The organism is Streptomyces sp. TLI_146 (assembly GCF_002846415.1).
In the GTDB taxonomy this organism is placed as follows: Bacteria; Actinomycetota; Actinomycetes; order Streptomycetales; family Streptomycetaceae; genus Streptomyces.
The window spans coordinates 14,353-40,272 of the sequence record NZ_PJMX01000001.1 but is presented as its reverse complement, the minus strand read 5'-3'; the positions used below and the strand labels follow the sequence as shown (position 1 = coordinate 40,272).

Sequence of the window (25,920 nt, the reverse complement as noted above, 5' to 3'; positions counted from 1 at the left end):
GGTACCCAAGGGGACGGGACTCGCGCCGCGCTGACCTGCGGTGGATGGGGCGCTGGAGGGGCCGGACAGTTCCGTGGTCGGGGCTGTGGTCGGGGTGGTGGAGGGGGCAGGCATTCGCCCCTCTAGCCACAGCACAAAGGAGCGAACGCGTGGCTCTGAGCAGGGGTTGCGGGGCTTGCCCCCGCCTGAGCCGCCTTGTGCGGCGTTCTGTTTGGCGCTCTGAGCGTAATGAACGGGCCGGACACCCTCTCGCTCTGTACCCATCACCGGCACGCGGTCTTCTTCCCGCGTGCCCCGACTCCTCTGAGGGACTCATGTCTGTTGCTGTCCTGCTCGTTGTGTCGTACGTCGTGCTGCTCGCGGCCACTTGCGGCATCGGCTACGCCGTTCACCGGCGCTCGGCCCTGGCTCAGCCGGTCACTGTCGCTGTTTCCACCGCTGCTGCCCTGAACCGGTGGTGATCGCCGTCGTCAAGATGATGGCGAGGTGACCGCCGTGCGCTGGGCGAGCCTGGTGTGGCCCGGCTTGCCCAGCCCGGGGCTCCCTGCTCCTGCGGCTTCTCCGCGGGGGTTGGAGCAGAGGTGGAGCGGCTTTCCCGGACGTGGCAGGGGCGGAGGTCCGTCAGGAGGCGCGCCAGCTCCTCCTGGGCGGCTACCGGGTCGACGCCTATGACACGGCGTTCGAGAGGCGCCCGCTCTCCTGACGCCACCGCACACCACGAAGAACGGCGGCACCCCACCCGGGGTGCCACTCTTCACTGTCCCGCCACCTGCACGCGCCTTGGCGCGCGCGAGAGCGGCCGCTCTCACACGCCCCGGTCTCCGGGCTTTCTGCGGATCGTCCTGTGCACAGCCGCTTCTGTCGATCCCTCACACGGGCGACCAGCGGGCGCGGCGGCCGGTCAGCGCCGTCCGCCCCACCAGCGCCGCCGCGGTTCCTCACCGCCGGCGTCTGCGGAGACCGCTGTGCCGGGGCGTCCCTGCCCGGGCACGACTGGCGGCGCGGCGGTCAGTTGCGTGCGTTCGGGCGCGGGCATCAGCGCGGCCAGCGCCCGTGGTGGTCGGCGACGTGTTCCTGGCGCAGGACCAGCTGCTCGCGCAGCGCCCTGGGCGTCGGCCTCGGCGAGCTCCTGGCCGTGCGGCTCCTCGACCAGCTTGCTGCGGGTGCGCTCTAGTTCGGTGCGGAGTTCGTCGGCGTCCACGCCGTGCTCCTGGTGGTGGTCGGCGCGCTCGACGACCGCGGCCGGGCTGGGGTCGGGGTCGGGGCCGGCGGGGGCGTTGAGCCGGAACCCGGCGGCCAGTAGATCCTCGACGGGGATCAGCCATCCGCTGACCTGCCATGGATGGGCTCCTGGAGGGGCCTGCCCGTTCCGTGGTCGGGTCTGTGGTCGGGGGTGGTGGAGGGACTTCTGGAGGGGCCAGGTAATCGACCCTTCTAGGTACAGCACAAGAGGGAGAACGTGCCGTTCTGAGGGGGGTGCGGGGCTTGCTCCCGCCTGGACCATCCTGTGCCGCGTTCTGTCCGGCGTGGCTCTGTTCACGTCGCTGGGCTCGTGAACAAAACCATGCGCTTAGCGCGTAATGAGAGGGCCGGGCACCCCTCTCTCCTCTGCATCCACACATCGGCACGCGGCTCTTTCGCGTGCCCTGATCCCTTGGGGGGACCCTGTGTCTGTTACCGCCCTGCTCACTGTGTCGTATGTCGTGGTCCTCGTGGCTGCCCTGGGCATCGGCTATGTCGTCCACCGACGCCCGCTCCTGGTGCAGCCGGTCACGGTCGCTGTCTCCACCGCCGTCGCCCTGACCGGACTGGTGGCCGCCATTGCCAGGGTGATGGCGATGTGACCCGCCGCGCGGCTGGGCAAGCCTGGAGCCGCCAGGCTTGCCCAGCCCAAGTCGCGCCTCTCGTCGCGTCTCTGGTCGCATCGGGCACCCGCTACGCCAGGCCTTGAACGTGCTCTGACCTGGGAGACAAGGGGCCCGCAGCAAGCCAGTTCGGGTGCCGACTACCTCCCATACGGGTGTCAGCCCCGGCGGGAAGGTCGACCCTTACGCCAGGGGCCTGCTCGCGGCCAGTCGCTCTTGGTCGCTCCCGGAGGTTGCGCCCACGGTTGTCTGCACCGTTGTCCGCACAGGCGTTCCCAAAGGCGCTCCGGGGGTAGCGCCGAAGGTGTGAACCCCCCTTTCGTGGTCAAGGGCGTTTTGCCTGATCAGTCCGTAGGGGCAAGCCTGTTTGGCCTGCCGACACCTCTGTCTCCGTCGTGCGGAGGTGGAGGTGTCGGCGTGGGCGGGGCCGGGCTGGGGCTTCGTGGGCTCCTCTCCCGCGCGATCGCCTGAACTATCCCCTGACCTATCTCCTGACCTCACCTTCCGGCCGATCCGCGAACGTTGCTGGTCACCACGGGGTTTTCGGTGGTCGGGAGACCAGACATCCCCTCCAGAGCCCCTCGCCCGCCCCAGACAAGAAAAAAAGGGAGGCAGGGAGACGGGGCGAGCGGCGCTGGAGGGGATCAGGGCGCCGGCCTTCTGGTTGCGCGTCGGCCGGGCCTCCGCGCAGCGCCCGCTGTCGGCGGACGCCGAAACCGGTTCTCAGCGGATGACGACGGGTGGGCCGGGTTGATTTCCGGTTGGCGGTTCGCCCGAGCCGAGGTCACCGAGGATGGGTCCGAGTATCTTGCCGAACTCCTCGAAGGCCTCAGGGGAATCTCAGACGTCGGTGACTCGCCAGCCGCCGGCGACCGGGCCCGAAGCGTGCGAAAGGAGGCCGGGGACGGGCAGGTCCGCGACGCGGGTGAAACCCTGCCCTCGGTGAGGCGCTCGATGCAGCTGTCGTAGAGCTCCGTCGCCTGGTGGCCCGGGTGTTCCAGGCCCAGCCGGAGCGCTGGATCCTCAAGGGCGGCCACGCGCTGCTCACGCGCTACCACCGCGCGGCCCGCCTCAGCCAGGACGTCGACATCCAGCACGACGGCGCTATCGGCATCAAGGACGCCGTCACCGCGCTGCGCGCCGCCGCCCGCAGCGACCTGGGCGACTACCTGCACTTCGAGCCCGCGCGCTTATCCACCCACCAAAACGGCGCCGCCGGAGCCAAACAGAAATTTGACGTCTATAGGGGCGCTCATCAGGTCGACACCCTGCGCGTCGACGTCGTCGCCGTACAGCGCCCCATCACCGCACCCGATCTGCGCACCATCACGCCGCTGATCGACCTGGGCTGGCCCGCCGACTGGCCCCAGGCGCGCCTCTACCCGATCGTCGACCACCTCGCCGACAAGGTCTGCGCGCTGTACGAACGCCACCGGGGCATCCCCTCGACCCGCTGGCGCGACCTCGCCGACATCCTCCTCATCAGCCGGCGCGAGGCCCTCGACGGACACGCCTGCCAGATGGCTCTGCGCGCCGAGGCCCAGCGCAGAGCACAGGCAGGAACCGACCTCCACCTCCCCGGCAGCTTCGAGCCCCCCGGCCCGGCCTGGCCCGCCCGCTACCCCACGGCGGCACTCCAGGTGCCCGGGCTGAACGGCTGCACCACCTGGGCCCAGGCCGCCTCCGCAGCCGCCGCCTTCCTCACCCCGCTCCTCGCCGCCCATCCGCCCGGCCACTGGAACCCGGCCGAGGCCGCATGGCACCCCCAGCCGCAGCGGCACCTTGCGCTGACGCCCGCCCACCTCGCCCGGCTGGGCGCGATCACTGACGCCGTAACCCAGCGGACCGCAGCTGCCCCCGCACCCGTGGGCAGGCGGCCAGCGCGGCCGCGTCCCGATGTCCCGCCCCCGGCGGCCGGACCCACGATGACGCCCGGCCGCTGAACAGCTCGCCCTCCCGTGTGAGTGCCTGTGCGAGAACCTCGGATTCCGAGGCAGAGCGTTGGCCAGGGGTTGCTACCGATCTCGCCTCGGGAGCAGGCTCGGCAAAAAGCCATGGAGAGCCCGGTCGTGTGAGCGCGGCCGGGCTCGCGCTGTGAGGCGGCGCCTTTGCTTTCGAAGGCATCTGCGCCGCCTCCGGCCCACCGTCAGAGGTTCTCGAACAGGCACTGACGGCGCCTGAAGTCCATTGCCAGGGGTCTGCGGCTTCGTGATCATCGTCGGATGGATACGGATGAGGGCCGGAAGCTGATGCGGGTTGTGCAGACGTGTTCTGCCTACCCGTCGCAGTGGGATGCCTGGACGGCGGACGGCCAGTACTTGTGTCTCCGATACCGGCATGGTGTGGGCTCCATCGAGTGGCATCCTGGCCCTGAGGATGACGCCGATACGTCGGAGTCTTGGAACGAGGGTCGATCGGGTCTCCTGATCGAATGGGACGACGGCACGGGCAGCGGTGTCATCAGCCTTGAGGACTTCCTCGCGGCAGCGAGCTTGGTGTTGGCGCCGGGTGCCTTGGTGAGCTGAGGCCGTGGCACGCGGAAAGGTGGTGCGGAGCCAGATGGCGGGGGCGGCCGCAGTGGGGGATACGGCACCGGGCAGGGCCCCAGCGGTCGGCACCGCATCCGCCAGGCCGCTCTCCTCGTCCTGCGAGGCATCCGTTCCGTACAGGCCGAACGGGCCCTCCTCCCCGGGCCAACGCGCCCCCAGCTGAACGGCGGCGCCCTTCATCCGGTAGGGCCGCGGGATCATGTCGCCTCCGATCGCCGCCGGGTCAGGGGCGGCTGCGAAACGAGCGTAGGGGGAAGGCAGTCCACCCGGCGCGGCCCCGGCTGCAGTCTGACGCGAAGTCAGCGGAGGCGCGGGCGTGGACGATCGCAACCGTGAGAAGTAGCGTCGACACAACGCCTGATGATGCGCTGCGGCCTGCGGGATCGACGCTGGCCCGCGTGGGGCCGCCTGCGCAACCGCGCAGGCGGCCGAGCTGGCCCGGCGTGGCTGACCGGCCGCCGAGCGGTCCGTGTCCGGTGTGGGCCGGGCCCGCGTACGTGCGAAGTGGCCGCGGGCCCGGCATACCGCCGGTCTGTCAGCGACGGCGCTCTCACGCTAAGGGACAGGGGAGCGTGCCGCGCGCTACGGCGCCGGGCTACCCGGTGGTGTTGAGGGGGACTGGCTCCGCGCGGCGAATCGGCGCGCGCTCTCGCAGCGCGCCCCAACTCCTGGTCACTCCTGGAGCCGGGTCGGGACGATGTTGTCCTTTATGGCGAAGGCCGACAGGGTCTTCAGGGGGACATCGCCGTCCGCTTTCGCGTAGTCGGCGCGTCTTCCCGTTCGCCAGGAGGTCTGCAGCTTCATACGCTGTCAGGGTCGGCTTGCCCAGCTTCCCTCAGTGCCGAAACGGCATCCTGAAACGTCATCACGCCCGTGTCCACAGTGTGCCGCAGGGGCGCGGCCGTGGCACCAGCGCGGGGGTCATTCGTGCGGGTGGTGCTTGTCGGGTTCCATGTGCCGCAGGGCGAGCTGCTGTTCGCGGGGCAGTTCGTCGAAGAAACGCGCGGCCCCGAAGCGGGTCTGCTTCTCCGTGAGGGCCGCCTCGCGGTCGGCGGCGTCCAGAGCGGCCCACGCGGCCGTGCACCAGGGAGTGCTGGCCTGGGCAAAGACGTGGAGAGAAGCGTGGACGAAGCACCAGGCGTAGGTGACGCGTTCAGTGGTGGGCATGAACCATTGTCGCGTGTACGGGCCAGTCCAGGCCACTGGCGCGCACCGACGCTGTCGAGCTGCGGGCGATCGACGGCCACGGCCGCCTGGTCCGCCGCCGTTCCTGGTCGGGCCGGGCGAGGGGGCGGAGCTGGAGGGGCTCGCGGGAGTCCGTGCCGGTAGACGCCGAGTTCGCTCCCCGTCCCGCCACGCGGGCACACGCACGCCGCTCCTGGGCGACGCGTCGTGCCCGATGGCGAGGCAGACCATCATGCGGTGGCCGTCGTTCGGCAGGCCGTGGGTCTGACAGGCCTCCGTCCACGACCGGAGCCCCAAGACAGTGGCGGGGGAGTCCTGTGCGGGTTGGGGTCGCAGCGTACGCCAGGGGGTCCTCAGCGCGACAGGAATGCACCTGGCCCAGCAGGGGCCCAGTCCTGCCCGCTGCAGCTGCGCAGGTGCCGGGCATCAGGGATCGCCTGCGCAGATGGCCATCGGCCGCGATCCGGGCGTGGTCTGCGTTACGCACCCCGCCCGCATACGAGGCAGACGTTGCTCCCCGACTCGCGGTCAGCGTCGTTCGACGCTGAAGCCGCTGTCGTGGAGCGCGGCGGTCCACTGGTCGCGGTCGAACCACTTGGTGATGTCTGGGGCCATCGTGGTGATCTGCTTCATCCGGTCGTTCCAGTCGTGGCCGGAGGGGCCGCGGCTGCCTTCGCACCCCACGCAGCCGTCCTCGCCGTGGATGTGGCCGGCCATCCACGCGTTCACGGCAACGTTGATGATCACTGAGTACAGATCGCCGCCGCTCTGTGCGAGGGAGTCCGGGACCCCGGCGAGGATGACGGCGAGTTCCGGGTTGTCGACCGGCGGCATCGGTGCCTGGCCGACCCCGGCTTCGCTGCTGGAGTCCTCGAACTCCTTCTGCTGGCGGGCGATGGCCTCGGCCAGGGCGGCCGCGTCGAAGTACCGCCAGGCGGACCGGACCTGAATGCCCAGTTGCGCGGCGACCGCACTCACATTGGACTCGATGACGTCCGCGACCGTCCCGGGCCGCTTTGTCACCCCGAGGCGTGCGAGTTCAGCCAGCGTCTGCGCCACAGCGTCCTTGAAGGCCTTCGTGTTCCTCACTGGAACAGACTATGGCCTCTGCGAACCCGGGATGGACTGACGGCCGCACACCGACCCAGGACCAACGCGATGAAGACCAGGCCAAGTTGGCCGGGCTCTGTGTGAAAGACCGGCTTTGTCCCGTTGCAGGACGGCATCCACATTCCCGACTGGCATCTGCAGCGTCCCTCGACCTGAGCGCCAGCGGGAGTTCCGCGCCCACTGCGAAGCGTGGCGTCACCCGCACGTCTGACGACCCCGCAGGCCGGTTTTGACAGAGCAGCTGACACTGTTGGCGAAATCGCTTATGGGGCTGGGCGGAGGAGGGCGAGCCGCGAGGTACGGGTGCGGGCCAGCGGCGTCAGCCAGGCATCGGTCGGTGCGGGCGAGGTCGGGGGCGGGGTGCGGGTCTGGAGCGGCGGGCGGTTCGGTACGGCGAGTCAATCGCGGTCCCTTTGGGCATGGGGGGAGTGACGGCGGGGGGCGCTGTGGGTGATCTGTTCGTGGGGCGTACGGAGGAGCAGGCCCGGTTTGCCCGGGTGCTGGGCAATGCCGCGGGCCGAACGCCGGGCGGGCCGGACGAGGGATTCGTCGTGCTGGTGCGGGGCTACGGCGGGATCGGCAAGTCGACGCTGCTGCGGCGTTTCGCCGCGATCGCGGCAGGCGGGGTACCGGCGGTTCCTGTGAGGCCGGGCCGGTTCGTTGTTGCTCTGGTGGACTGGGAGGACGACCGCAAGCTCCCGCGCGTGGAGGACGACTATGCGCTGTTCGAGGGTCCGCCGGTGTGGAAGGTCCTGGAGCGGGTCCGGGCCGCGCTGGAGAGTGCGGCGGCACCCGGGTGGCGCCGCCGCAGGCGGGTGGGCAAGGCCTTCGAGGGATTCGTGCGGCAGGTCGCCCGGATGAAGGAACTGGAGGAGGAGGCCAGCCGGCTGGGGATCGGCGGCGTGCTGGGCCGCCGGCAGGTGACACCCGAGCAGATGGCGCGGATCGTCAAGGCCGGCACGGATCTGGCAGGGGTGGCCGGTGCCCCCGGGGCCGTGACAGTGCCGGTGGCCCGCGCGGCGGAGGCCGGCGCGGGCTTGCTGTCGGCCGCCCGTGAGGGGCGCGCCCAGCGGGTCGATCCGGAGCTGTACCGGGCGTTGGTCGACGCGGTCGATGCGGTGGTGACCGCGTTCGCCGACGGCGTGCGTGAGGTGGCGAAGCGGTGGCCGGTGGTGGTGGTGCTGGACACGTGCGAGCTGCTGGGCGGCTCGGGGCCCTGGCTTCGCGAGGTCACCCGCCGGTGCGGGCGCCGCGTGGTGTGGGTTCTGGGCCTGCGCCTGGAGCCCGAGCTGGAGGCTGTCGGCGACAGCGAGGCCGCCAGGTACCGCGACGTCCTGCACGAGCAGCGGCTGACGGCGATCGACGTGACCCGGTTCGACAACCGCACCGTCGAGGACTTCCTCACCCGCCAACTCGGCGGCACCGCGGCCGAACCTCTGGACCTCGGGCGGATCCTCTCCCTGACCCAGGGCGTCCCTCTCGCGGTCTCCCTCTTGAGCCGCCTGCTCGCCGACCGTCTCGGCAGGGGCCATCCGGTCGACGACCTGTACGACGAGATCGCAGACAGCGGGCAGGTCTCCTCCGTGGTCGCCGGTATGGCCCGCCGCTACCTGGTCCACGCCAGCCGTGAGGACTCCGACCTGCATCAGGACCTGCCCCTGCTGGTCGGCCTGGCCCTGGTCCACCACGGCCAGGACACCCCCTGGCCCACCAAGGAGTTCGACCCGCTCGACCGGCTCCACGAAACCCGCCCGCGGGAGCGGCCCCCAACGCGCGAGCCGGAGCTGCTGGCCGCGCTGTGGGACCAACCGGCACACCAGGTCGCCGCAACCCTCGCCGGCCTCGCACGACGACACGACTTCGTCAGCAGCGGCAGCGGCAGCATGCACCGCGACGTCCGCGACGCCATCCGACTGCACCTGCTCACCCCCACCGAACGCGTCCGCTACACCGCCATGAACCAGCGTGCCGTCGAACTCCTCACCGCCCGCCTGCACGCCATGGCCCACGCCACCACCGAAGACCAGCTCACCGACCCCGACTGGCGCAGCGCCGCCGCCAGCCTGCTCTGGCACACCTGCTGGGTCGACCCCGCCCAAGGGCCGCCCCTGCTGCGCCACCTCTACCCCGCCGCCCACGTCCTGCAGCCCGCGTTCGCGCGCCTCCTCCTGGACGTCATCTCCCGCTTCACCGCCTACTGCCCTGCCCGTGACCAGCACCTGCCCAGCAACCTCCAGACACTGACCGGCCAGCCAGACGCGGCGCAGCCGCATCACTCGCGTACCGCGTTGCGCGCCCTGATGGACTGGCTCACCTCCGCGCCCACCCCATCTCCTCCGTTCCTGATCGGGCCCGCCGAGCCGTACTACCACCTCCTCCGCGCCTTCTGCCACCGCCAGCTGGGCCTCGGCCTTCCCGAGCGGGTCGCCGCCGTGCGCCACGCCGCTGCGGTCTTCCCTCCCGGCAGCGGACTCACCGCCAACCGGATCGGAGGTCTCGCCGATGGCATCGACCACTTCGACCCCGCCTCCCTGCCCGCACCGGAACAGGACGCCCTGCTGGAGGGCCGGCGACTGACTACCCGCTACCACCCCAACGACGCCCGCGCCCACAACAACCTCGGCGTGGTCCTCACCGAGCTGGGGCGGTTCCCGCAGGCGGAGGACGCCTTGCGGGAGGCCATCCGCCTCGACCCCAACTACGCCATCGCCCACGACAGCCTCGGGTGGACCCTGATCAAGCTGGGGCGGTTCCCGCAGGCTGGGGTGGCCTTGCGGGAGGCCATCCGCCTCGACCCCAACGACGCCATCGCGCACAACAACCTCGGCGTGGTCCTCACCGAGCTGGGGCGGTTCCCGCAGGCGGAGGACGCCTTGCGGGAGGCCATCCGCCTCGACCCCAACTACGCCACCGCCCACAACGACCTCGGCGTGGTCCTCACCAAGCTGGGGCGGTTCCCGCAGGCGGAGGACGCCTTGCGGGAGGCCATCCGCCTCGACCCCAACGACGCCATCGCCCACAACAACCTCGGGTGGGTCCTCACCGAGCTGGGGCGGTTCCCGCAGGCGGAGGACGCCTTGCGGGAGGCCATCCGCCTCGACCCCAACTACGCCACCGCCCATGGGCATCTGGGCAGACTGCGGTTGGTCGACGGCGACTGGGAGGCGGCCCGGACGCTGCTGTCGCGGGCGTCGAGCCTGTCGGATGGCGCTCTCCCGAAAGTCGAGCTGCTCCTCTGGGCCATGGACCGGGCCGGGCCGACCCCCGCGGCCGCGTCGCGCACTGCACGCGCCGTGCTCGACGCGGTCGGCAAGCCGTCCCCCGCACGGACCCTCCCGTCGCCTTTCGGGGACGCGGAAGCCCGCGCGCTGGCGCTGGCCGGGCTGGGGGAAGCCAACACGGCAGCGCAGGTACTTCGCTCAGCCGCCGCCGTGCGCACCCCGGGCGACCGGTTCACACGGCCGATCTACGATCTGCTCGCGCAGCCCCAGCCGATTGCGGGGCTCGACGAGCTGCTGCAGGTGTGGCGGGAGATCATCGCCACGGACCCTTCCGCCGCCGGACCGTGGGGCGGCCCCTCGGACTAGCAGGGGTCGTGCAGGACCCTTCGCGTTGGTTTGCGGCGAGTCCGGCAAGCCGCCAGCGAATTCACCAACGGTGCCAGCAGCTTGACGAATGTTGGGTCCGGAACGCTTTCAGCCGAAGGTGCCGTCGGCTCGGGCGAAGAAGCGTTCGCAGCCGTCGTGCTCGAAACGCACCTGCCCGTCAAACGGCGAGTCGGCGTGGGCACACGCTCCCCAGTCCAGGCCCAGCTCGCCGCTCAGAGCGATCCAGAACGCGCATCCACCGCACTGTTCGTCGAACCACTCGTCCCGATAGCCGGGGTCCCCGGTGGAGCGGTTGAGTAGCCGCAACCAGCGCTCGTGAACCTCGTCGCCGCCCTCACCGTCTGCCCGAAGCCTGTCTGGTGCCATCTGCTGCCCGCCCTCCCATCGAATTCGCGAGGTCAATCTGCACGGACTCGGCGCCGATCCGCCAGCTGATTCCTGTGAGCCGCAGGCCAACGGCTCAGCTTGTCGCAGGCCTCAGCCCTCTCCCGAACCAACACCGGTCATCCTCGCCAAGACAACCTCAGCGCGCCTTGCTGCGGCTTCTTCCTCAGCTACGCGGCCATGGAACGCCGCTGTGAATGCACCTGGGCAGGGGTGTTGGCGCCCGGCTCGCCATGGCTGTGGGGCTGTCAGAAGTGGCTGAGGATCTGCCGTACGGGATGCATGAGCGCCTCCGAGAGGCGTTCCAGTTCCGCGTCGGTGAGCCATGACCGGCCCGGATACATGACCTCGATCCGGAACCGTGCGAAGCCCATGGGCCAGTCGTAGACCAGCTCATTGAGCGACGTGACGACGCCGCAACAGGGGACTGCCGCCATGAGGCTGACAAACCCCTGGTCGTATCCCTCGGAGACGGTGTCCATCCACCAGTCCGTCGCGCACGGTGAACCGCAGTGCGGGCAGGAGATCTTCTCCAGATTGGAGCCGCAGATGATCACCTCGACGCCGTCGTGCCACTGGACTCGAAGCCCGAGACGCGCGTCGCTGTCAGGAAGCATCCCGGACAGGGCGGCCGAGGCACGCTCCGCCGCTTCCTTGCCGGGCTGCCAGTGCGGATCGGTGGGAATGACCGTCAAAAAGTCATCACTCATCGTTCCATCCTCTCCCGCCCCTTGCCCGGCATGCGACACCGACCACGTACCCGACGGCGCGCACCTATGGACAGTCACGGAGCAGGCCGGACAGCGACTGGCCGCAGGCTGCGGCGCGTGCAAGGACTAAGGTCGGCAGTCAACCATTGGATTCCGCCCAGGGCCGAGCCCGACGAAGAGAGCCTGGAGTTCTTGCGTGTAGCCGTTGAACCGGTCGCGGACGGCATACAGCCGCTTGCGCAGCTGTACGGGGCGGCCGTCGACCTCGGGCACGTAGCCTGCGGCGACCTTGATCCTGCCCGCTTCGTCGCTGAGCGGTCCGACGTCGTCAACGTGGCGCCGTGCGGCGGTCACGATCTCCTGGAGCCGCTCCGCCCGCCCCCGCCGCGCCGCAGGCACCCCCGCACCGGCCCACGCCTGGCTACGGACGGGGTCCATGTGCAAGGCGGTCAGAGCGTGTTGCTGCTGGGGGTGGAGCTGGTTCCACCGCACGTGCTGCTCCCGCAGCCATGCCCCAAGGTCCGCACCCCGGTAGAACCGTGGCCCGTGCAGGAGTTCGGCTCGGGCCCCGCCCTCGGCCTTGTAACGGTTCGGGCGGACGAGTTGGCGGTGCCAGGCCGCAGTCCACGGCACCCGGTCGGGGACCTGCCACACCCCGATCGCTTCCAGCTCCGCATCCCGCACGCCTGGTCGGCGGCGTTCGGCGAGGAGCCCCCCGACCTCGCCGAAGCCTTGAGCTTGCCGATCAGGCGCTCGGGCGCGGTAGGCCTGGTCGTGGGGGGTGAAGGCGCTGGTGCGTGGACGCGGCCGCGGGCAGGGCGCAACAGAGGGCGAGCGGTGACGCGTCCAGCACCTGGGTGTGGAGTGTGGCCGGAGGGTTCCACAAGCCTTCACCGCTTCTGTTCAGGCAGTTCCGCCTGCCCCGAGGCTGACCTCCATCAACTTGATGCGCCCCTCCTGGTCGGGGAGAAGAGCTGCCTGGTGGGATGACTCCTCCCCCTCCCGAAGACGCCCATGTATCAGTCGTCGGTCTCGGTCATCCTCTCCATGGAGAGGTAGTAGGGCTCGGCGACGTCGTCGACGTCCTTGGTGGTCGGGGGTTGTGGGCACGGAGCCGCGAGCGCAGCTCACGGTTGCCCGTTGAGGCGCCTACACCTTTCAGCTGGGGTGGGGTACGGCTGGTGCGCTGGCGCATTGGGGTGAGCAGTACTGCGGCGGGTGGGGCGGGGCAGCGGGCAGGGCCCGGGGTCCGCGGCCGCAGGCCGGGCATGGCCCTGTGCTCTGGCGTAGGCGCCTGGCTTCGTCTCGTGCGATGTGTTGAGCCGCAGTCGTTCGCGGCCGATGGCGTGACGCAGGTCGAGTGCCTCTGCTTCGTCCCAGATGATTTCGTCGATGTCGGCCTCGTCTACGAAGAGGGTGCGCAGCAGGACGGTGATGAGTTCAGCGCTGCTGCCCTGGTGGACGGCGGCTTTGACGAGGAGGTCGGCGGCACGGTCGCCCCCGGTGCGTGCGGGATCTGCCGCGAGTGCGTCTGAGTGGCTCTGCGCCCACCAGGTGCCCATCTGGATGAGGGTGGCTGTGTCGCACTGGGGCAGGTGGGTGTGGCAGCGGTCGATGTACTGGTATCGCATGGAGTGGTTGCTGCAGTGTGCAACGGGGCACAGCGGGATGGTCCATTCGTCCGTCAGGCTCATCTCGAGCCGCTGGAAGTCGGCCCAGTCGGGGGCGGTGACCACGATCGAGTGGTGGGTGATCGATTCGACGGCCAGTTCGGTGTCGATTCCTTCCCGGGAGAGGGCTCCGGCCAGGCTGAGCACTGTCGCGGAGGGAATTTTGCAGCCGAGGATTTTCGACTCGAACCCGAAGCTGAGTTTGTCGTTGTCGTCTTCGATGGCGACGGCGGGGAAGGTCGTGCATTCAGTGAGTAGGTCACCCAGCCGGAAGGTGCGGGCGTCGTCGTCACGGTGGGCGGGGCCGGGTGGCCGGTTCTGGGGGGTAGCGGGGCTGGCGCTGCGCAGCGCCTGGGTGTATTTCTGCTGGCTGTGCTGTTGCCGGGCGCGGGTGCGTGCCTTGGGGCCGTTGGATCCGGTTTTGGTCATGATGACTCCACGGCGGGACCCCACGCGTCCCGCCGGGGCCGGTGCCGTGGGAAGGCAGGAGCAATGACGGTTGGTCCGGCGGGCCAGCGCCGGGGGTACCGGGTGGCCTTGGCCCTCTGTTCGCGAGCGTGGGCGCGAGTCGAGTGCGGCGTGCGGCGTGCGCGTCCTGCCGCATGAGCGAGCGTAGGGTCCGGTTGCCGCTGGGGGCTGCCGGCGCCTTCGGTCGTCGCGGCTAATTGAGTCGATCTGCCTATTCGTATGCCCGGCCGCGTTCCCGGGCTCGGCCGTCGGGGAGCCGGGGGTGCGCCGGAGTGGCCGGGCAGGCGGTTCACGGGGTGGGGCTCCAGGCGAGCTGGTGCAGGCGGTCCAGCAGGAGACGGCAGTGGGCCGCTGCGTTGTAGGAGCCTCCGAGACGGGTGCGGCGGTAGGCGTGGTGAGGGGCGGACCACAGGCCGGTCCAGGCGGAGATGGGAAGTATGGCGTCTTCCCAGCGGCAGGCGGCGAGCCAGACGTTCACAGGGGCGGGCTGTTTGTGGTGGCGCACCAGTTCACGCTTGATGACGTCGTGGTCGTAGCGGACGTTGTAGGCGAGCAGGTGCTGGCCGTGGAAGAGGCCGGTGAGGGTGGGCAGCAGGTCGCTGAAGGTAGCGGCGTGCTCGGTGGTGCGGGCAGTGAGGCCGTGCAGGGAACTGGCATGCGGTTCGAATGCTGCACGGGGGTTGAGCAGTTCGTCGAGGACGAGTGTGCCGGTGCCGTCTATGGCACTGATCTGGGCGGCGAAGGGCTGGATGAGACCGGTGGTCTGGATGTCGATGAGCAACAGGGCAGGGTCGGCGAGCAGTTGACGGGCCCAGGTGGCAGCCCGGTCGCGTTCGCGAGGCCAGGTGGAGGGGCGGCGCAGGGTGCGGACGGCGTCGGCGAGGGAGGCGTGACGCTCACCGGTGGCCTGGACGTGCCAGAGACCATCGGTGTCGCGCGCGTGCAGGGTGCCCAGGTAGTCGCCGGGCCGGTAGCGGCCCGGCGGGTACACCCCCCAGGCGGGGCGGTCGGTGTCGCTGGCACGGATGCATTCGACAGCCACCGAGTCGATCGTGGTAGTGAACGCGTCACCCCAAGTCCGTGGGTCGGATGCGAGTGCGTCGGCACCATATGAGGGCGAGGCAGCCCAAAGGGAGCGCAGGCTCATCTGCAGGAGGCTTCCGGTACGGGGCTGGCGGCGCGTCCTTCGTCCCGGGGCGCGCGGTCGCGGATCTGGGCCAGCAGGGGGGCTTGGGGGTTCAGTACGGTGCGGAGCTCGGGCAGCGGGAGGGCTTCATGACGCAGCACCCACCCGCTGGCGAGCAGTTGTGCGGCAGCGGACGCCAGAGGGGGCGCAAGCCAGGCGGCTGCGGCGGCTGCCTGGTCGGCGGGAGCAGGCGGTTGCGCGCGCGGTGTGCGGGTGAGCAGGGCCTGGTAGAGGCCGGTGGCCGGACGCAGCGCAGGGAGGCCGACGGCGGCTGCGCGCTCGCTGGCCTTCTGGGCGCAGTTCAGCCCTTCGAGGTCGAGATCCGCGTACAGCAGCAAGGTGTGGATGGGGTGGTCACGTTCGCGGAAGGAGGTCAGGGCGGTGGGCAGAGAGGCGATGAGGTGGTCGCCTTGCCCGAAGCCGAGCCAGCCGACCTGGTGGCGGTCGGGCCAGCTGCCGAGGATGTCGCGCAGGCTGGTGAACGCGGCGGTGTTCTCCACGATGAGCAGCCAGGGTGCGGGCCCGAGTTCGTACATCGCCAGGGGAGCGGGGGTAGGCCGGGCCCGCAGATGGGTCGTGAGGTCGAGGAGACCTTTGGTGACGAGGTGGTGGCGCTCGATGTTCTTGAGGTGCTTCTCGTCGCCGTACAGCTGGTACGAGCGGTCGGCGAGCGGGACGATCTCGGCGTCGGGCTCGTCGCGCAGGAGCGTGTTGATGGGACCGAGCAGTGCGTGGTCGGCCGCCGACAGGCGGGCGGTGGTGGCGAAGTCCAGCTGCTCGACGTAGGCCCGCGCCCCCCAGGGGCGACGCGGGGGGCGGGTGGGCCGCGGGCGCTGGACCCAGCGGGGCAGGGGCGGGTGGGCGCTGTAGTCCCAGCCGTCGTGGCCCTTGGGCAGGACGGCCAGGCCGCGCCGTTGCAGAGTGTGGGCGGCGTCGGCGAGGGTGCGCCGCCGCCGCGGCGAGGCGGGCAGACTGGAGTCGCCGGCGTCGGCGGCGCCCGCCAGCGCGTCGAAGGCGACGCGCTGGCGGGGCTGCTCGGCGAGGTACGCCGCCATGTGGTCGGCGGCCCTCACCCCGCCTCCTGCCCGGGAGCCGTCCCGGCCCGCTCGGTGTCCTGGTCGGTCTTGGGGACAGCGCGGCGCGGCGCAGGAGGTGCGCGGAGGCGATGCTTTCGTCCTGGGCGCGGGTGACGCCCGCCGCGACGGCGTCACCGTAGCGGTCGAGGATCTGGACGTAGCGGCGTTTGGTGCGCAGATCCACGCCATTGCGCATGCGGATGATCAGGGGGAACCGGCCGAGCGCGGGCAGGTCGTTGGAGCCGGTGGTGTAGACGAGCTGGATGCCGTGGGCGGCGGCGACACGGCGCTGCAGGTCGACGAAGGGCCCGTAGTTGGCCTTCCCGAAGGGGTTGTCCAGGACGAGGGTGCCCACCCCGCCGGGGATGCGCTGGTCACGCTGGGCGGCCCGCATCCGGGCGAGCGTGCAGTACAGCAGTACGGACACGGTCAGCAGTTCGCCGCCACTGAACTTCTGGATCTCGGTGACGGATTCGCGCTCGACGGTGTCCAGGTTCTGAGTCGGCTTGATGATCTTCGCGACGATGTTTCCGCGGCCGCCGAGGGCTGCCAGGACGAGCCGCTTGGCCAGGGGCAGCGCATCGGGCAGGGCGCTGGCCCGTCCGGCGGCGCTGGCGGGCAGAGCGGTGATGAGCCGGTCGACTTCGGCGGAGAGCCGGCGGGCCAGTTCCGTACCGCGGGCGCGCTGGCGCAGCTCCAGGGACAGGAACCGCTGGTTGGACCAGCTGCCCAGGTTCTGCGGCAGACGGGAGTGGCGGGCGACCTCTTCCACGCTGTCCAGGACCGCTTCGACCGTGCTGGCGCAGGCGTCCACGACCCTGGCCTGGTCCTCGGCGGACTCGGCGAGCAGGGCGATGACCTGCTGCTCGCGTTCCTCGATGTCTTCCAGGAGCCCGGCAAGGCGCGTGGGGGCGGTGAGGTCGTGCTGGAGGCGTTCACGCAACCGTCCGTTGACGACCGCCACGTACTCGGGCTGGACGGCCAGCTGTTCCACTTTGCGCACGTCCTTGTTGAGGGCGCTGCGGGACCGTTCCAGGGCGCGCTGAGCCTGGCCGACCGTGTGGACGAGGGCGTCCTTGAGCTGCTCGGCGCCGGGTGGCTGCAGGGACAGTGCGGTCACCGGGGACAGGCCGTGCTGTTCGAGCAGGAGCGCATCGACGCTCATCTCGGCCGCGTCCGTGGGGCGCTCGTCAAGGGCTTGATGCTCCCCCGCTGTTCTGAGGGCGGCGGCTGACTGCCGGAACTGCGCGGCGTGGCTGGCCGCCTGGTCGGCGCGGCGGTGGATCTTCTCGGCGTCCAGGCGCCGCACCTGCGCCAGGCCGAGGTCCTCCTCCAACAGCTGTGTGGCCTTTTGCAGTTCCTCCTGTGCGTGCCGTGCACTGGGGAAGGTGAGCCGCTGGGCGCCCGGGCACTCGTCGAGTGCGGCGGCTGCTGTTGTGTGTGCGGTGGTGGCCTGCCGGAGCAGCAGCTCAGCGTGGGCCTCGGCCCGTACCGCGTCCTGGCAGGCTTGTTCGGCGGCGGCGATGCGGGCGCTGAGGCGCTCGGTATCCATGGCCGCGGCCTCGTCAACGAGCTCGGCGGCCCGCGCGCGGGCTGTGGACCCGGTCTCGGCGAGTTTCTCGTTGAGGCCCTCGATAGCCGTCTCGGCAGCGGTGAGCCGCTGCTGCAGGGCGGGGTCGCTGATCCCGTCCCGCCAGTCCCGGCGGGCCTGTACCCAGCGCTCGCGCAGCGCCTGCACGCTGCCGTCCGCCACCGTGGCGGGCCGGGCGGAGCGCAGAACGTCGCCGGAGACCTCCTGCCGGATCTCGCTCGCCCAGCCGGTCCAGCGGCCCTTGCGCTCCTCGCCCTGGCGCAGCGCGGCTTCCGCGGCCCGGTGCTTCTTGCGGGCGTCACGCCAGCGGGCCTTGAACGCCTGGGCGGCGGCGCGGTGCTCACGGGCTTCGGCACGGGCCTGCTGCCCCTGCGCTGCCCAGCGCTCGACCGCGCGGGCCGCCTCCACCAGCGCCTGGGCAGTGGGGAGTGCGGTGGCGAATGCCATCAGCGCCTCGGTGTGCTGCTTGAGCTGGCGCTCTGCCCGGCGCCCGGCGTCCTCGGCTTCGGCTGCCTGGCGGACCAGCACGCTCGTACGCTCGGTGAGCGTGTTCACCTCCTCGTCGAGCCGCCCGAGGCGTTCCTCCAGCCCGGCCCGTGCCCGCGCGCCGAACGCTTCCAGGTGCTCGTGCAGCCGCACGATGAGGCTGCGGTCGTTCTCTCTGCGCCGGGTGATGGCCGCACAGCGCTCCTCCACGGTGGCCAGGCGGGCGGTGACGCGGTGCAGTTCCTCCTCGCCGGCCTCGGCATCCAGCACCGAGCGGCGCAGGGGCAGGACCGCGATGTCACCAAGGGGCTGGGACAGCAGGGCACGGGCGTGGACGTCGGCGGCAACGGAAAGCACCGTGGGCAGTGCGACGTCGGCCTGCCGGGCCAGGGCCGCCAGATCCCCGCCGGGGACTGGTCCGCAGATGACCACGCCGCCGATCAGATGCGGGATGGCCGCCATCACGTCGTCGTGCTGGTGGGCGGGCACCGTCTCGCGCAGGAACTGCACCCCGGCGACCGCGTTGGCACCGCGGCTTCGCAGCGCGGCCACGGCCTGCTCGACTTCACGCGGAGGCGGACAGAACCCGTCCCGCTCCAGAGCCGCGCGCAGCCGCTCGTCCTCGAACGCCTTCGCCCGCTCGGCGGCAAGCTCCGTGTCGGCGTCCGCCACCTGGTCGGCGAGCAGGGCGACGAGGTCGGCGCCGACCTCGTCCAAGTCCAGCTCGGCCGCCGCATCCGCAATCCCCGCCACCTCCCGCAGGCGCGGATCAATAGCGAGGTCGCGGCGCTCTTGGGACAGCGTGTTCCACTGCTCCCACACCTGGTCGTGCTGCTGGCGTGCGGTACTGAGCCGCCCGGCGCACGCAACCCGTTCCGCCGCGAGGGCGGTTACCTGCTCGCGCGCCGCGTCGAGCTGGCCCCGGGCCCCCTCCACCTGCTCCCGGGCCGCCGCTTCCTCCTGGGCGAGCCGGGCCAGGGCCTCGTGTGGTTCCTCCTGTGTGCCCAGCAGGCCGCTGCGGCGGGCGGCTGTGATCTTCGCGTGTTCTTCCGTGCGGTGTGCCTCGGCGGACGTGGCACCGTTCTCGGCACGTCCCGCCGCGGCCATCGCCTCCTCGTACTCTTGCTCGCTCGCCTGCGCCCGCGCGCCGGCCTCCTCCGCGTCGGTGCGGCTCTGGTCCATCTCGTCGCTGAGCCGGGCGAAGCTGTCCTCGAGCCGGAAGTGCAGGGCGGCACCGGCCTCTTCCATGGCTTCGCGCAACGGGGCCTGCTCGCTGTGCGCACGGGCCAGCAGCTGCTTGACCTCGCGCCGCTGGTTCTCCTGGTCCGCCAGCTGCATGAGCACGGGAACCGCCTTCCAGGCCGCCGCCTCCCGCTCCCCTTCACCGGCCGCCTCCGCTTGTGCGGCGTGCTCACGCTCGCGCTCACCCATCTGAAGCCGCTCGGCCGCCTCCCGTACCGCGGCCACGCTCTGCCGGCGTTCGGTGACCCGCTCCTCGGCCTGTTGCCCTTCGCGCGCGGTGACCTCGGCTTCCTGCCGCAGGGTTCCCGCCTGCTGTTCCTGGAGTTCGGCCTGGACCTGGACGTGTTCGCCGGCCCGCCGGGCGAGGCGGGCTTGGCGGTAGAGCGCCTGCTCGGCGGCGGCGACCTCGGCCGTGGCCTTCTGCACCGGGTGCAGCAGCACAAGGGCCTTCGCCAGGAAGCGCTCCTCCAGCTCACGCGCGGGCCGGGCGGCCAGCTTGTCGGCGTGGTGGGACAGCGCCTCGCGCGCCGCGGTGGGTGCGGCCGCGTCGATGACCATGTCGATGAGGAAGTCGATGAACTCCTCGGCGGTGCGGAACTTGAACAGGTCGGTAATACCGCCCTCTTCCTGGTTCATGGCCTTCTGGATCTTGAAGACCTGCGGGTCCAGGCCGTGATTGTCCAGCGCCTCCTCCCATTCGAACTGCTCCTCCGCGACAGACAGCTGCAGGCGGCGCTCCGCCTTGTTGGCGGCCTGAAGCTCCTTGACGTACATGCTCATGGTGAGCTGTCCGTCCGCGGCGCGGACGGGCAGGGAGTCCAGTTCCAAGCCGCCGGGCTGCGGCCGCAGCAGGTACCAGCGGCGCTCCAGCCGCTCCCAGCCGCCGCTCACATCCGCCGGGCGCTGCCGGTCGCGCCACTGGTACACGCCCCCGGTGAGCAACACCGCGCCGGATGCGGGCCGCTCGGAGTCTCCCCACTCCGCGATCACGTGGGAGACCTGTCCATCGGGGACGTACTCGGCGAGCGACTTGGCCTTGGCCGCCCCGATGAAGTCTCTCTTGGCAGGCAGCAGCAGGCTGAACAGGAGCGACAGCAGGCTCGACTTGCCGCCGCCGTTGCGCAGCCACAGGATCACGTCGACCGGCTGCAGGGGACGGCCGTCAAGGACGCTCGGTCCGCCCATCAGGTCCAGAACCAGCGACTTGAAGCCGGCCGCGCGGTGGCCGATGTTCTCCAGCCGAAGACGTCGGAGTTGAAGCATGGGTCAGTCCTCCTCAGCGAGGTGGGCGCGGCGCAGGTCGCACAGCGCGGTGTAGGCCGCCGAAGCGGCTGCTTCACGCACCTGCACGCGGAAGCGGTGGGCGAGGCGGTAGTGCCCCGGCCCGAGTTCGTCGGCGGGGTAGGCCATGCCCTGGTCCATCAGCCATGCCAGCGCCTCCTTGATCACTCGCTGGGTGCTGGACTGCGCCAGCTGCCGTGTCGGCGTCAGACGCGAGGGCGGAAGCTTCGCGTACAGCCGCCAGGCGGCCTGGAGCTCGGGGTGCGGCACGCTCAGCCCGTCCGCGTCCACGGTCGCCTCGCGGAGCTTGTCCGTGAGCCGCCGCAGGAAGTCATCGACGTCCGCGAGCGAGATCCGCTTGATGCTCTCGTCCTCCAGGTCCGCCGCCGTGGGGTAAGCGCGGGCCGCGATGGCGACATGGGCGAGCCCGAGGACGAGACGGTCGTTGACCCCCAGCTTCGGATGGTCTTTGAGGCGGTAGGACAGCCAGGACCCCTCCTTGGGGTGCAGGATCAGCCCTTCGGCCGCGTGCGCCTCCACCACGTCCAGTTCCAGGCCCTCCGCGGCCGCGTCCACTGCGTCGCGGAACGCCCCGTCCATCCGGTAGCGCTTCAGCAAGTCCCGGTACTGCGGGAACTGCAGGGGCCGAAGGCGCGGCTGGCAGCCGAACCTCACCAGTGCGGAGGCGTCGACCAGGTCGGCGCAGGAGTAGGCGTACGTGCTCGTGGTCATGCCAGGACCTCCATGTCGTCCTCGGCGTGGGCGGGGTCGGGGATCAGGGGCTGGACCGGGACGAGCAGCAGGTCACTGCCGGCGAGCGGGCCGAGATCGAAGAGGCTGCCGTCGTCGACCACCACCAGGTGCTCATCGAGCAGGTCCGCCAGCTCGTCCACCACCTCGTCCTGCTCGCACTCCTCGGGATCGGGGGCATAGGCCCGCAGCGCGGAGACGGCCAGCAGATCGGCCGCCTCCACCGTGTAGGCCAGCGCCCGCTCGAGCAGCTGTGACAGCCGCACCGGAGCACGCAGGGACTCCATGAGCACGCTGCGGGCGGCAGCGAGGTCGTCCTCGCTGTAGAAGGACAGGTCACCGGCGTCGTCGGCGACCAGCTCGATCTCCTCCTCGGCACCGCCTGCTGTGGATCCCTGGCTGGGGCCAGCAGTGACTCCCACCAGTCCCGAAGCCGGGGCTGTCGGGCGACGACCGGCCCGCCGACCTCGTTGGCGAACAGGCTCGCGATGGCCTCGGCGTCCTCGACATCAAGGCGGAGCAGCGGCTCCAGCACGTCCTCCTGCACCCCGACCAGAGCCAGGCGCGGCGGAGGACGAAAGCGCTGTTGGGCCTGGGAGCGCAAGAACGCCGGGCGGGCGTCGATGACCTTCGCCAGCAGCTGCGTGTGCCGCAGATGCGCCCGGCCCAGCAGCCGCAGGACCCGCTCGCATGTCCGCCGGACGTGCGCGTCTTCCACATCGTTGCGGATCTCGCGCATGTAGTCCATCAGTTCGCGTTCCACCCGGTGGCGCTCACCGAGGTGCTGACGGCAGGCATGCAGCAGGGCGGGCACGTCCTGGCTCCAGTCCACCGACCGCACATCGCGTTCGGTCTCCGCCAGCACCGCACGCACCCGTTCGCAGTACACCAGGGACAGCTTCAGGCTCTCCGCCGCACTCTCCTCCGCACGCCCCCAGCGGCCGCTCGCCACCTGGCGGCGCAGCATCGCGTCCCTCGCCGCCTGCTCGTCCTCCAGGTCGTGCTCCAGCCCGGACAGCAGCAGGTTGATGGCCACCGGCGTGGCCCGCACCACGCCCTGGCCACGCCGGCCGATGCCCTCCTCCAGCATCCGCAGCGACAGAGGCACCCGCTGATGCCCTTTGCGGAAGTCGCTGTAGCAGACCTCGAACTCCTCCCCGTGCTGCGCGTCATTGAGCAGTTCTCGCAAGACGAACCGGGCCACCGCCAGGTGCTCCGAGGCAGGTCGTCCGGGCGCCTCGGACGCAGCCAGGCCGGTCAGGAATTCGATCACCTCCTCCGTCGTCGCCTCCGCCTCCATCTCCTGCCGGCTCACCACCGCTTCCAGCCCGGCCAGTGCGAGGGTGCGCGGATCGTAGAGACCGCCGGGGAAGCGCTGCCACGCCTGGCGCTGGTCGATGCGGTGCAACGGGGCCCCTCGGGCCAGCACCGCACTGCGCCGGACGAATCCGGGCTCGGCCACCAGCGCCCGCCACTCGTCAATGCCGTCTGGGACGGTCGATGCCGAGGCGAGCAGGCGACATTCCTCCCGGTCCAGCAGGGCCTGGAGCATCGTGTCGACGCCGTCTTCCTCCGGACGGACAAAGCCGTCGCGGGGATTCTTGTGGTCTGTCATGCCGTCAGTGGAGCAGCAGGCACTGACAAATCATGTGAAAAACGGCTAATGGGTAACCGGTTTGGTGCGCAGCCATACTGATGAAAGACGCTGCTCCGGCCCCAGAAAAACCGGCCCGCACCCGCACGGCGGGCGGGAACCCCATCAGCACTGGGCACCGTGCCGGAGTCGGTGCGCACGCGTGCCGACCACCGCCCGCAACGCTGGGCTGCCGATAGCTGGGGATCTGATGATTCCCCAGGTCAGCGCCCTGTGGAGGTGACGGTGATGCCGGTGATGGACGCGCGATCAGCCAGGCTGATGTTGATGCGGGCGACGACGGACCCTGACAGCAACGCGACCTGCGTGGCCCAGGCGGCCGTCGCACACCGCACATGAAGGCGGCCTTCAGCATCCACACCGGCGATCGAGGGCAGGCCGTGTACGGCAGGGCGGCGGAGGCGCGGGCATGGGACCGGGGTGTGGGTCATTCGTGCGGGTGGTGCTTGTCGGGCTTCATGTGCCGCAGGACGCGCCTGCCGAGCCGCCGTCGCCGACTCCCACGCAGTCGGCGGTGCCGTCCGGCCAAGGTCCCGCGGGCCGCGCGCTGACCCTTTCACCGTGACGCCGGCGACGTGCTGCGCCCGTCCTCCCGTCCGGCGGTGAGTGCGTGGGCGGTGCCGCCGATCGGAGACTCCCATGCCCAAGCACAACAGTCGCCGTAAGGCCGCTATACGCGCCCACATGGAGCGCACCGGCCTGCCGTATGCGGCGGCCGCGGTCGAGAAGCCGCGCGTCGGCCCGACTGGTACGACGTCGAGGACGGCTCTGGCCCCGACCGGCCCGTGCCCTATCCGCAGATCAAGTAGCGTCTGGACGAAGCCGATCACATCCTCCAGGAGGAGACCGAGCTGCACCGCGCCGGTGAGCAGGACGACCCGTACCGCCGAGCGTGGCTGAGGAACGGCCTGGTCCCGAACGGCTTCCTTCCGTGGAGTCTCTTGGGCCTCAGTCTTATCTGAAGTGCGCGACGATCTCCATTCTCCTGGTGACGGGGATAGTGATGCCTCTTGATCGGTCGGTCAGAGTTTGACCGTCCACGACCCAGTGGTCGAAGACACAGCGGGCTTCTTCCTGTGCGTAAAGCTCCAACAGGGTGCCTGTCGAGATCTCGCCACTCTCTACGTTGTTGCGTACTGCGCCGTTATCCTCGATCAGCGACGCCTGCAAAGAGCCGCAGCCGTGGGGGCGGGTGTCGAAGTCGATTCTGTGGGTGGTCTTGTGGGCCGTCCGGTAGGAGAAGTCGAAGCCGGCTTTGGTGAAGGCTTCGTCAGCAGACGTGTAGTGCAGGCCGGGCTGGCCTGTGCGGCTGAAGTACTTGTCGATGGCCGGCGTGACTTGGTTGGCGAATTTGAGCTTCAGCTTCTCGACGAATTTTGCCTTGAAGCGGGGGGCTCCGGTGGTCTTGGCGATGTCCACGGTATAGGTGCCGCGGTTGGGGATGGTGATGAACGCTGTTGCCTGTGCGCTGGCGGTTCCGTAGGCCGCGCCGAACTGGTTTCCATAGGCCTGGGCGAATCTGGGACCGCCCAGCCTGAGCAGCAGAGGAGCGATAGCCTTGGCCGAGGCCTTGCCCAGGGTCGCGCCCACGGCCTCTCCTTCGGTCTCCGCGTGGGCATAGGCGCCTGCGGTGAAGAGAGGCGTCTGGAGGTAGGCGCAGGCCCGGGCGTTGGCCTTGCCGGCTGCGGCTCCCATCGCGTTTCCGAACGCTGTCGCGAACTTATCGTCCCTGTCCATTTCGGCCTGGGCTGCGCCATTGGTCTCGCCGTAGGCGGCGCCGACGGCTTCGGCACTGGCTGCGGCTGATGCCCTGAGCCCAGGCAGTACCAGTTCGGCGTGGGCCTCAGCGGATGCTGTTCCGTAGGCCTTGCCGAAGGCGATGCCGAAGGCCTTGGCTGTGGCCTCACCGAAGGAGTTCCGCATGATCTGGGCAACCGCCTTGCCGGCCGTTCCTCCCTGGGCCCCGCCCGCTGCCTCAGCCTGGGCACCGGCCGAAGCTGCCAGGAGCGGGAGGCGCAGCCGTGCGTCCGCGCTGGCGTTCGCTGTGCCGGAGGCGGAACCGGAAGCGGCTCCGAAGGCTGATGCGACCCCGTGCTCGGCGAAAGCGTCGCCGATCACTTCGCCCAGCGGGTCAGCGGCACTGTCGGCATTGGCCCGCGCAGCAGCCTGGGCGGGGAGATTGTTGGTGGGACTGGCGGGCGACGTCGGCAGCTTCTGGCCCTGCGGGCACACGTCGTCAGCGCGCTCGGCCGCGGTGGCCGGCAGTACAAGGGCGCTGTTGGCGAGCAGGAGCCCGGTCAACAGCGCCACAGTCCCGACTGATCTTCGGATCACTTCGTACCCCGTGTCTGCCCCATCATGGCTTCGCCCGGGTTCCGGGATCGGACCGCGCGCACGTGTGGCAGTCCGCGCCCGGCAACAGAAGGGGCATCGTCCTGGGCAGGGCTTGAATCGCGTGTATTCATGGACTCCGACAGCCTCTATGTAGGAGCTGGAGCCGCTACCACGCCAGTCGGCGGATACCAAAGGAGTGACGGAAGAGCGATTCAGCGACCCGCAGCCCTGGGTGGTGGACGATTGTGTAATTCCCGAGGCGGAAGTTCACGTAATTCCCCAGGTGCTGCCGTGAGCTGAACTGGCGGATGCCCTGTGTGTCAGTCCCACCAGAGCACCAGAAGGAGGTGTCGTTGGGATGCTTCACGGTAGAACTCGCGCAGGGCATTGAAGCGTCTGGGCAGGTACTTCCGCGGGCCGCCGACGATCCTGTCCGCCGGTTCTTCTTCGGTGGCGCGTCGGCCGGGGCCTCCGCGCTGCGCCTGCTGTTCGCGGGGGCGATGGGTGCTTAACCGGTAAGAGGTCGTCTGTGAACCACTGTTGAAGACAGCCCTCTGCTCGGATGGGAAGCCCTATGGAGTGAGTGGCCCGAGCTCCCGTGGGGGGCAGCCATCCATGTCGGCGGGTGGCCAGCGCCCGGCCGGCAGCGTGCCGCCGGCGCTCCCACCCTGGTACGAGCCCTGCGTCCCGGCGGTGGGATGGGGGGAACGGGGTCACGGTGCCGGTGGTGGGATGATCGTGGTTTTGGGTGTGGTGGGCGTGTTGTGGTGG

18 protein-coding genes are annotated in these 25,920 nt (G+C 70.4%); 4 read left to right on the top strand and 14 right to left on the bottom strand.

The window, feature by feature from the left end:
• Nucleotides 1–901 precede the first annotated feature (901 nt).
• Nucleotides 902–1,447, bottom strand: coding sequence for a hypothetical protein (locus BX283_RS39870; protein ID WP_143676295.1), 546 nt, complete (start codon nucleotides 1,445–1,447; stop codon nucleotides 902–904).
• Between the two features lie 220 nt (nucleotides 1,448–1,667).
• On the opposite strand from BX283_RS39870, the gene BX283_RS40275 reads away from it, so the two are divergent.
• The 3 genes from BX283_RS40275 to BX283_RS00135 all read left to right on the top strand — a co-directional run bounded on the left by BX283_RS40275 (nucleotide 1,668) and on the right by BX283_RS00135 (nucleotide 4,390).
• Nucleotides 1,668–1,844 (top strand): hypothetical protein, encoded by a 177-nt coding sequence (locus BX283_RS40275; RefSeq protein ID WP_180356971.1) that lies wholly within the window; start codon nucleotides 1,668–1,670, stop codon nucleotides 1,842–1,844.
• 1,013 nt (nucleotides 1,845–2,857) lie between these two features.
• Entirely contained in the window at nucleotides 2,858–3,808 is a 951-nt protein-coding gene (locus tag BX283_RS00140; protein ID WP_257581552.1) for a nucleotidyl transferase AbiEii/AbiGii toxin family protein, read from the top strand.
• 279 nt (nucleotides 3,809–4,087) lie between these two features.
• On the top strand, nucleotides 4,088–4,390 hold the full coding sequence (locus BX283_RS00135; RefSeq protein ID WP_257581550.1) for a hypothetical protein: 303 nt from the start codon (nucleotides 4,088–4,090) through the stop codon (nucleotides 4,388–4,390).
• 696 nt (nucleotides 4,391–5,086) lie between these two features.
• Here the strand turns inward: BX283_RS00135 and BX283_RS41150 are convergent.
• The 3 genes from BX283_RS41150 to BX283_RS00125 form a co-directional block, all read right to left on the bottom strand.
• On the bottom strand, nucleotides 5,087–5,218 hold the full coding sequence (locus tag BX283_RS41150; protein ID WP_257581549.1) for a hypothetical protein: 132 nt from the start codon (nucleotides 5,216–5,218) through the stop codon (nucleotides 5,087–5,089).
• Between the two features lie 117 nt (nucleotides 5,219–5,335).
• On the bottom strand, nucleotides 5,336–5,581 hold the full coding sequence (locus BX283_RS00130) for a hypothetical protein (protein ID WP_101385669.1): 246 nt from the start codon (nucleotides 5,579–5,581) through the stop codon (nucleotides 5,336–5,338).
• Between the two features lie 546 nt (nucleotides 5,582–6,127).
• On the bottom strand, nucleotides 6,128–6,688 hold the full coding sequence (locus BX283_RS00125; protein ID WP_101385668.1) for a hypothetical protein: 561 nt from the start codon (nucleotides 6,686–6,688) through the stop codon (nucleotides 6,128–6,130).
• A gap of 467 nt (nucleotides 6,689–7,155) precedes the next feature.
• Here BX283_RS00125 and BX283_RS42075 point away from each other — a divergent pair, with 467 nt between their 5' ends.
• Entirely contained in the window at nucleotides 7,156–10,296 is a 3,141-nt protein-coding gene (locus tag BX283_RS42075; RefSeq protein ID WP_180356970.1) for a tetratricopeptide repeat protein, read from the top strand.
• Between the two features lie 108 nt (nucleotides 10,297–10,404).
• Here BX283_RS42075 and BX283_RS00115 read toward each other — a convergent pair whose 3' ends face one another.
• The 10 genes from BX283_RS00115 to BX283_RS00075 all read right to left on the bottom strand — a co-directional run bounded on the left by BX283_RS00115 (nucleotide 10,405) and on the right by BX283_RS00075 (nucleotide 25,125).
• On the bottom strand, nucleotides 10,405–10,683 hold the full coding sequence (locus BX283_RS00115) for a DUF3027 domain-containing protein (RefSeq protein WP_101392042.1): 279 nt from the start codon (nucleotides 10,681–10,683) through the stop codon (nucleotides 10,405–10,407).
• A gap of 266 nt (nucleotides 10,684–10,949) precedes the next feature.
• Nucleotides 10,950–11,411 (bottom strand): hypothetical protein, encoded by a 462-nt coding sequence (locus BX283_RS00110; RefSeq protein ID WP_101385666.1) that lies wholly within the window; start codon nucleotides 11,409–11,411, stop codon nucleotides 10,950–10,952.
• A 126-nt stretch (nucleotides 11,412–11,537) separates the two neighbouring features.
• Nucleotides 11,538–12,095: a hypothetical protein gene (locus tag BX283_RS00105; protein WP_101385665.1), complete on the bottom strand. Its 558-nt coding sequence runs from the start codon at nucleotides 12,093–12,095 to the stop codon at nucleotides 11,538–11,540.
• A 443-nt stretch (nucleotides 12,096–12,538) separates the two neighbouring features.
• Entirely contained in the window at nucleotides 12,539–13,510 is a 972-nt protein-coding gene (locus BX283_RS00100) for a hypothetical protein (RefSeq protein WP_101385664.1), read from the bottom strand.
• 328 nt (nucleotides 13,511–13,838) lie between these two features.
• The gene (locus tag BX283_RS00095) at nucleotides 13,839–14,591 is read right to left on the bottom strand and encodes a 3'-5' exonuclease (RefSeq protein WP_180356969.1); all 753 of its coding nucleotides are present in this window, start codon (nucleotides 14,589–14,591) and stop codon (nucleotides 13,839–13,841) included.
• A gap of 498 nt (nucleotides 14,592–15,089) precedes the next feature.
• Nucleotides 15,090–20,393, bottom strand: coding sequence for a hypothetical protein (locus BX283_RS40270; protein WP_180356968.1), 5,304 nt, complete (start codon nucleotides 20,391–20,393; stop codon nucleotides 15,090–15,092).
• A 3-nt stretch (nucleotides 20,394–20,396) separates the two neighbouring features.
• Complete coding sequence (locus BX283_RS00085; protein ID WP_101385663.1) at nucleotides 20,397–21,143, bottom strand: hypothetical protein; 747 nt, start codon at nucleotides 21,141–21,143, stop codon at nucleotides 20,397–20,399.
• 43 nt (nucleotides 21,144–21,186) lie between these two features.
• Nucleotides 21,187–22,776: a hypothetical protein gene (locus tag BX283_RS41140; protein WP_257581530.1), complete on the bottom strand. Its 1,590-nt coding sequence runs from the start codon at nucleotides 22,774–22,776 to the stop codon at nucleotides 21,187–21,189.
• Nucleotides 22,777–23,018: 242 nt separating this feature from the next.
• Entirely contained in the window at nucleotides 23,019–23,174 is a 156-nt protein-coding gene (locus BX283_RS40265; protein ID WP_180356967.1) for a DciA family protein, read from the bottom strand.
• 595 nt (nucleotides 23,175–23,769) lie between these two features.
• Nucleotides 23,770–25,125, bottom strand: coding sequence for a hypothetical protein (locus tag BX283_RS00075; protein ID WP_101385662.1), 1,356 nt, complete (start codon nucleotides 25,123–25,125; stop codon nucleotides 23,770–23,772).
• Nucleotides 25,126–25,920 lie beyond the last annotated feature (795 nt).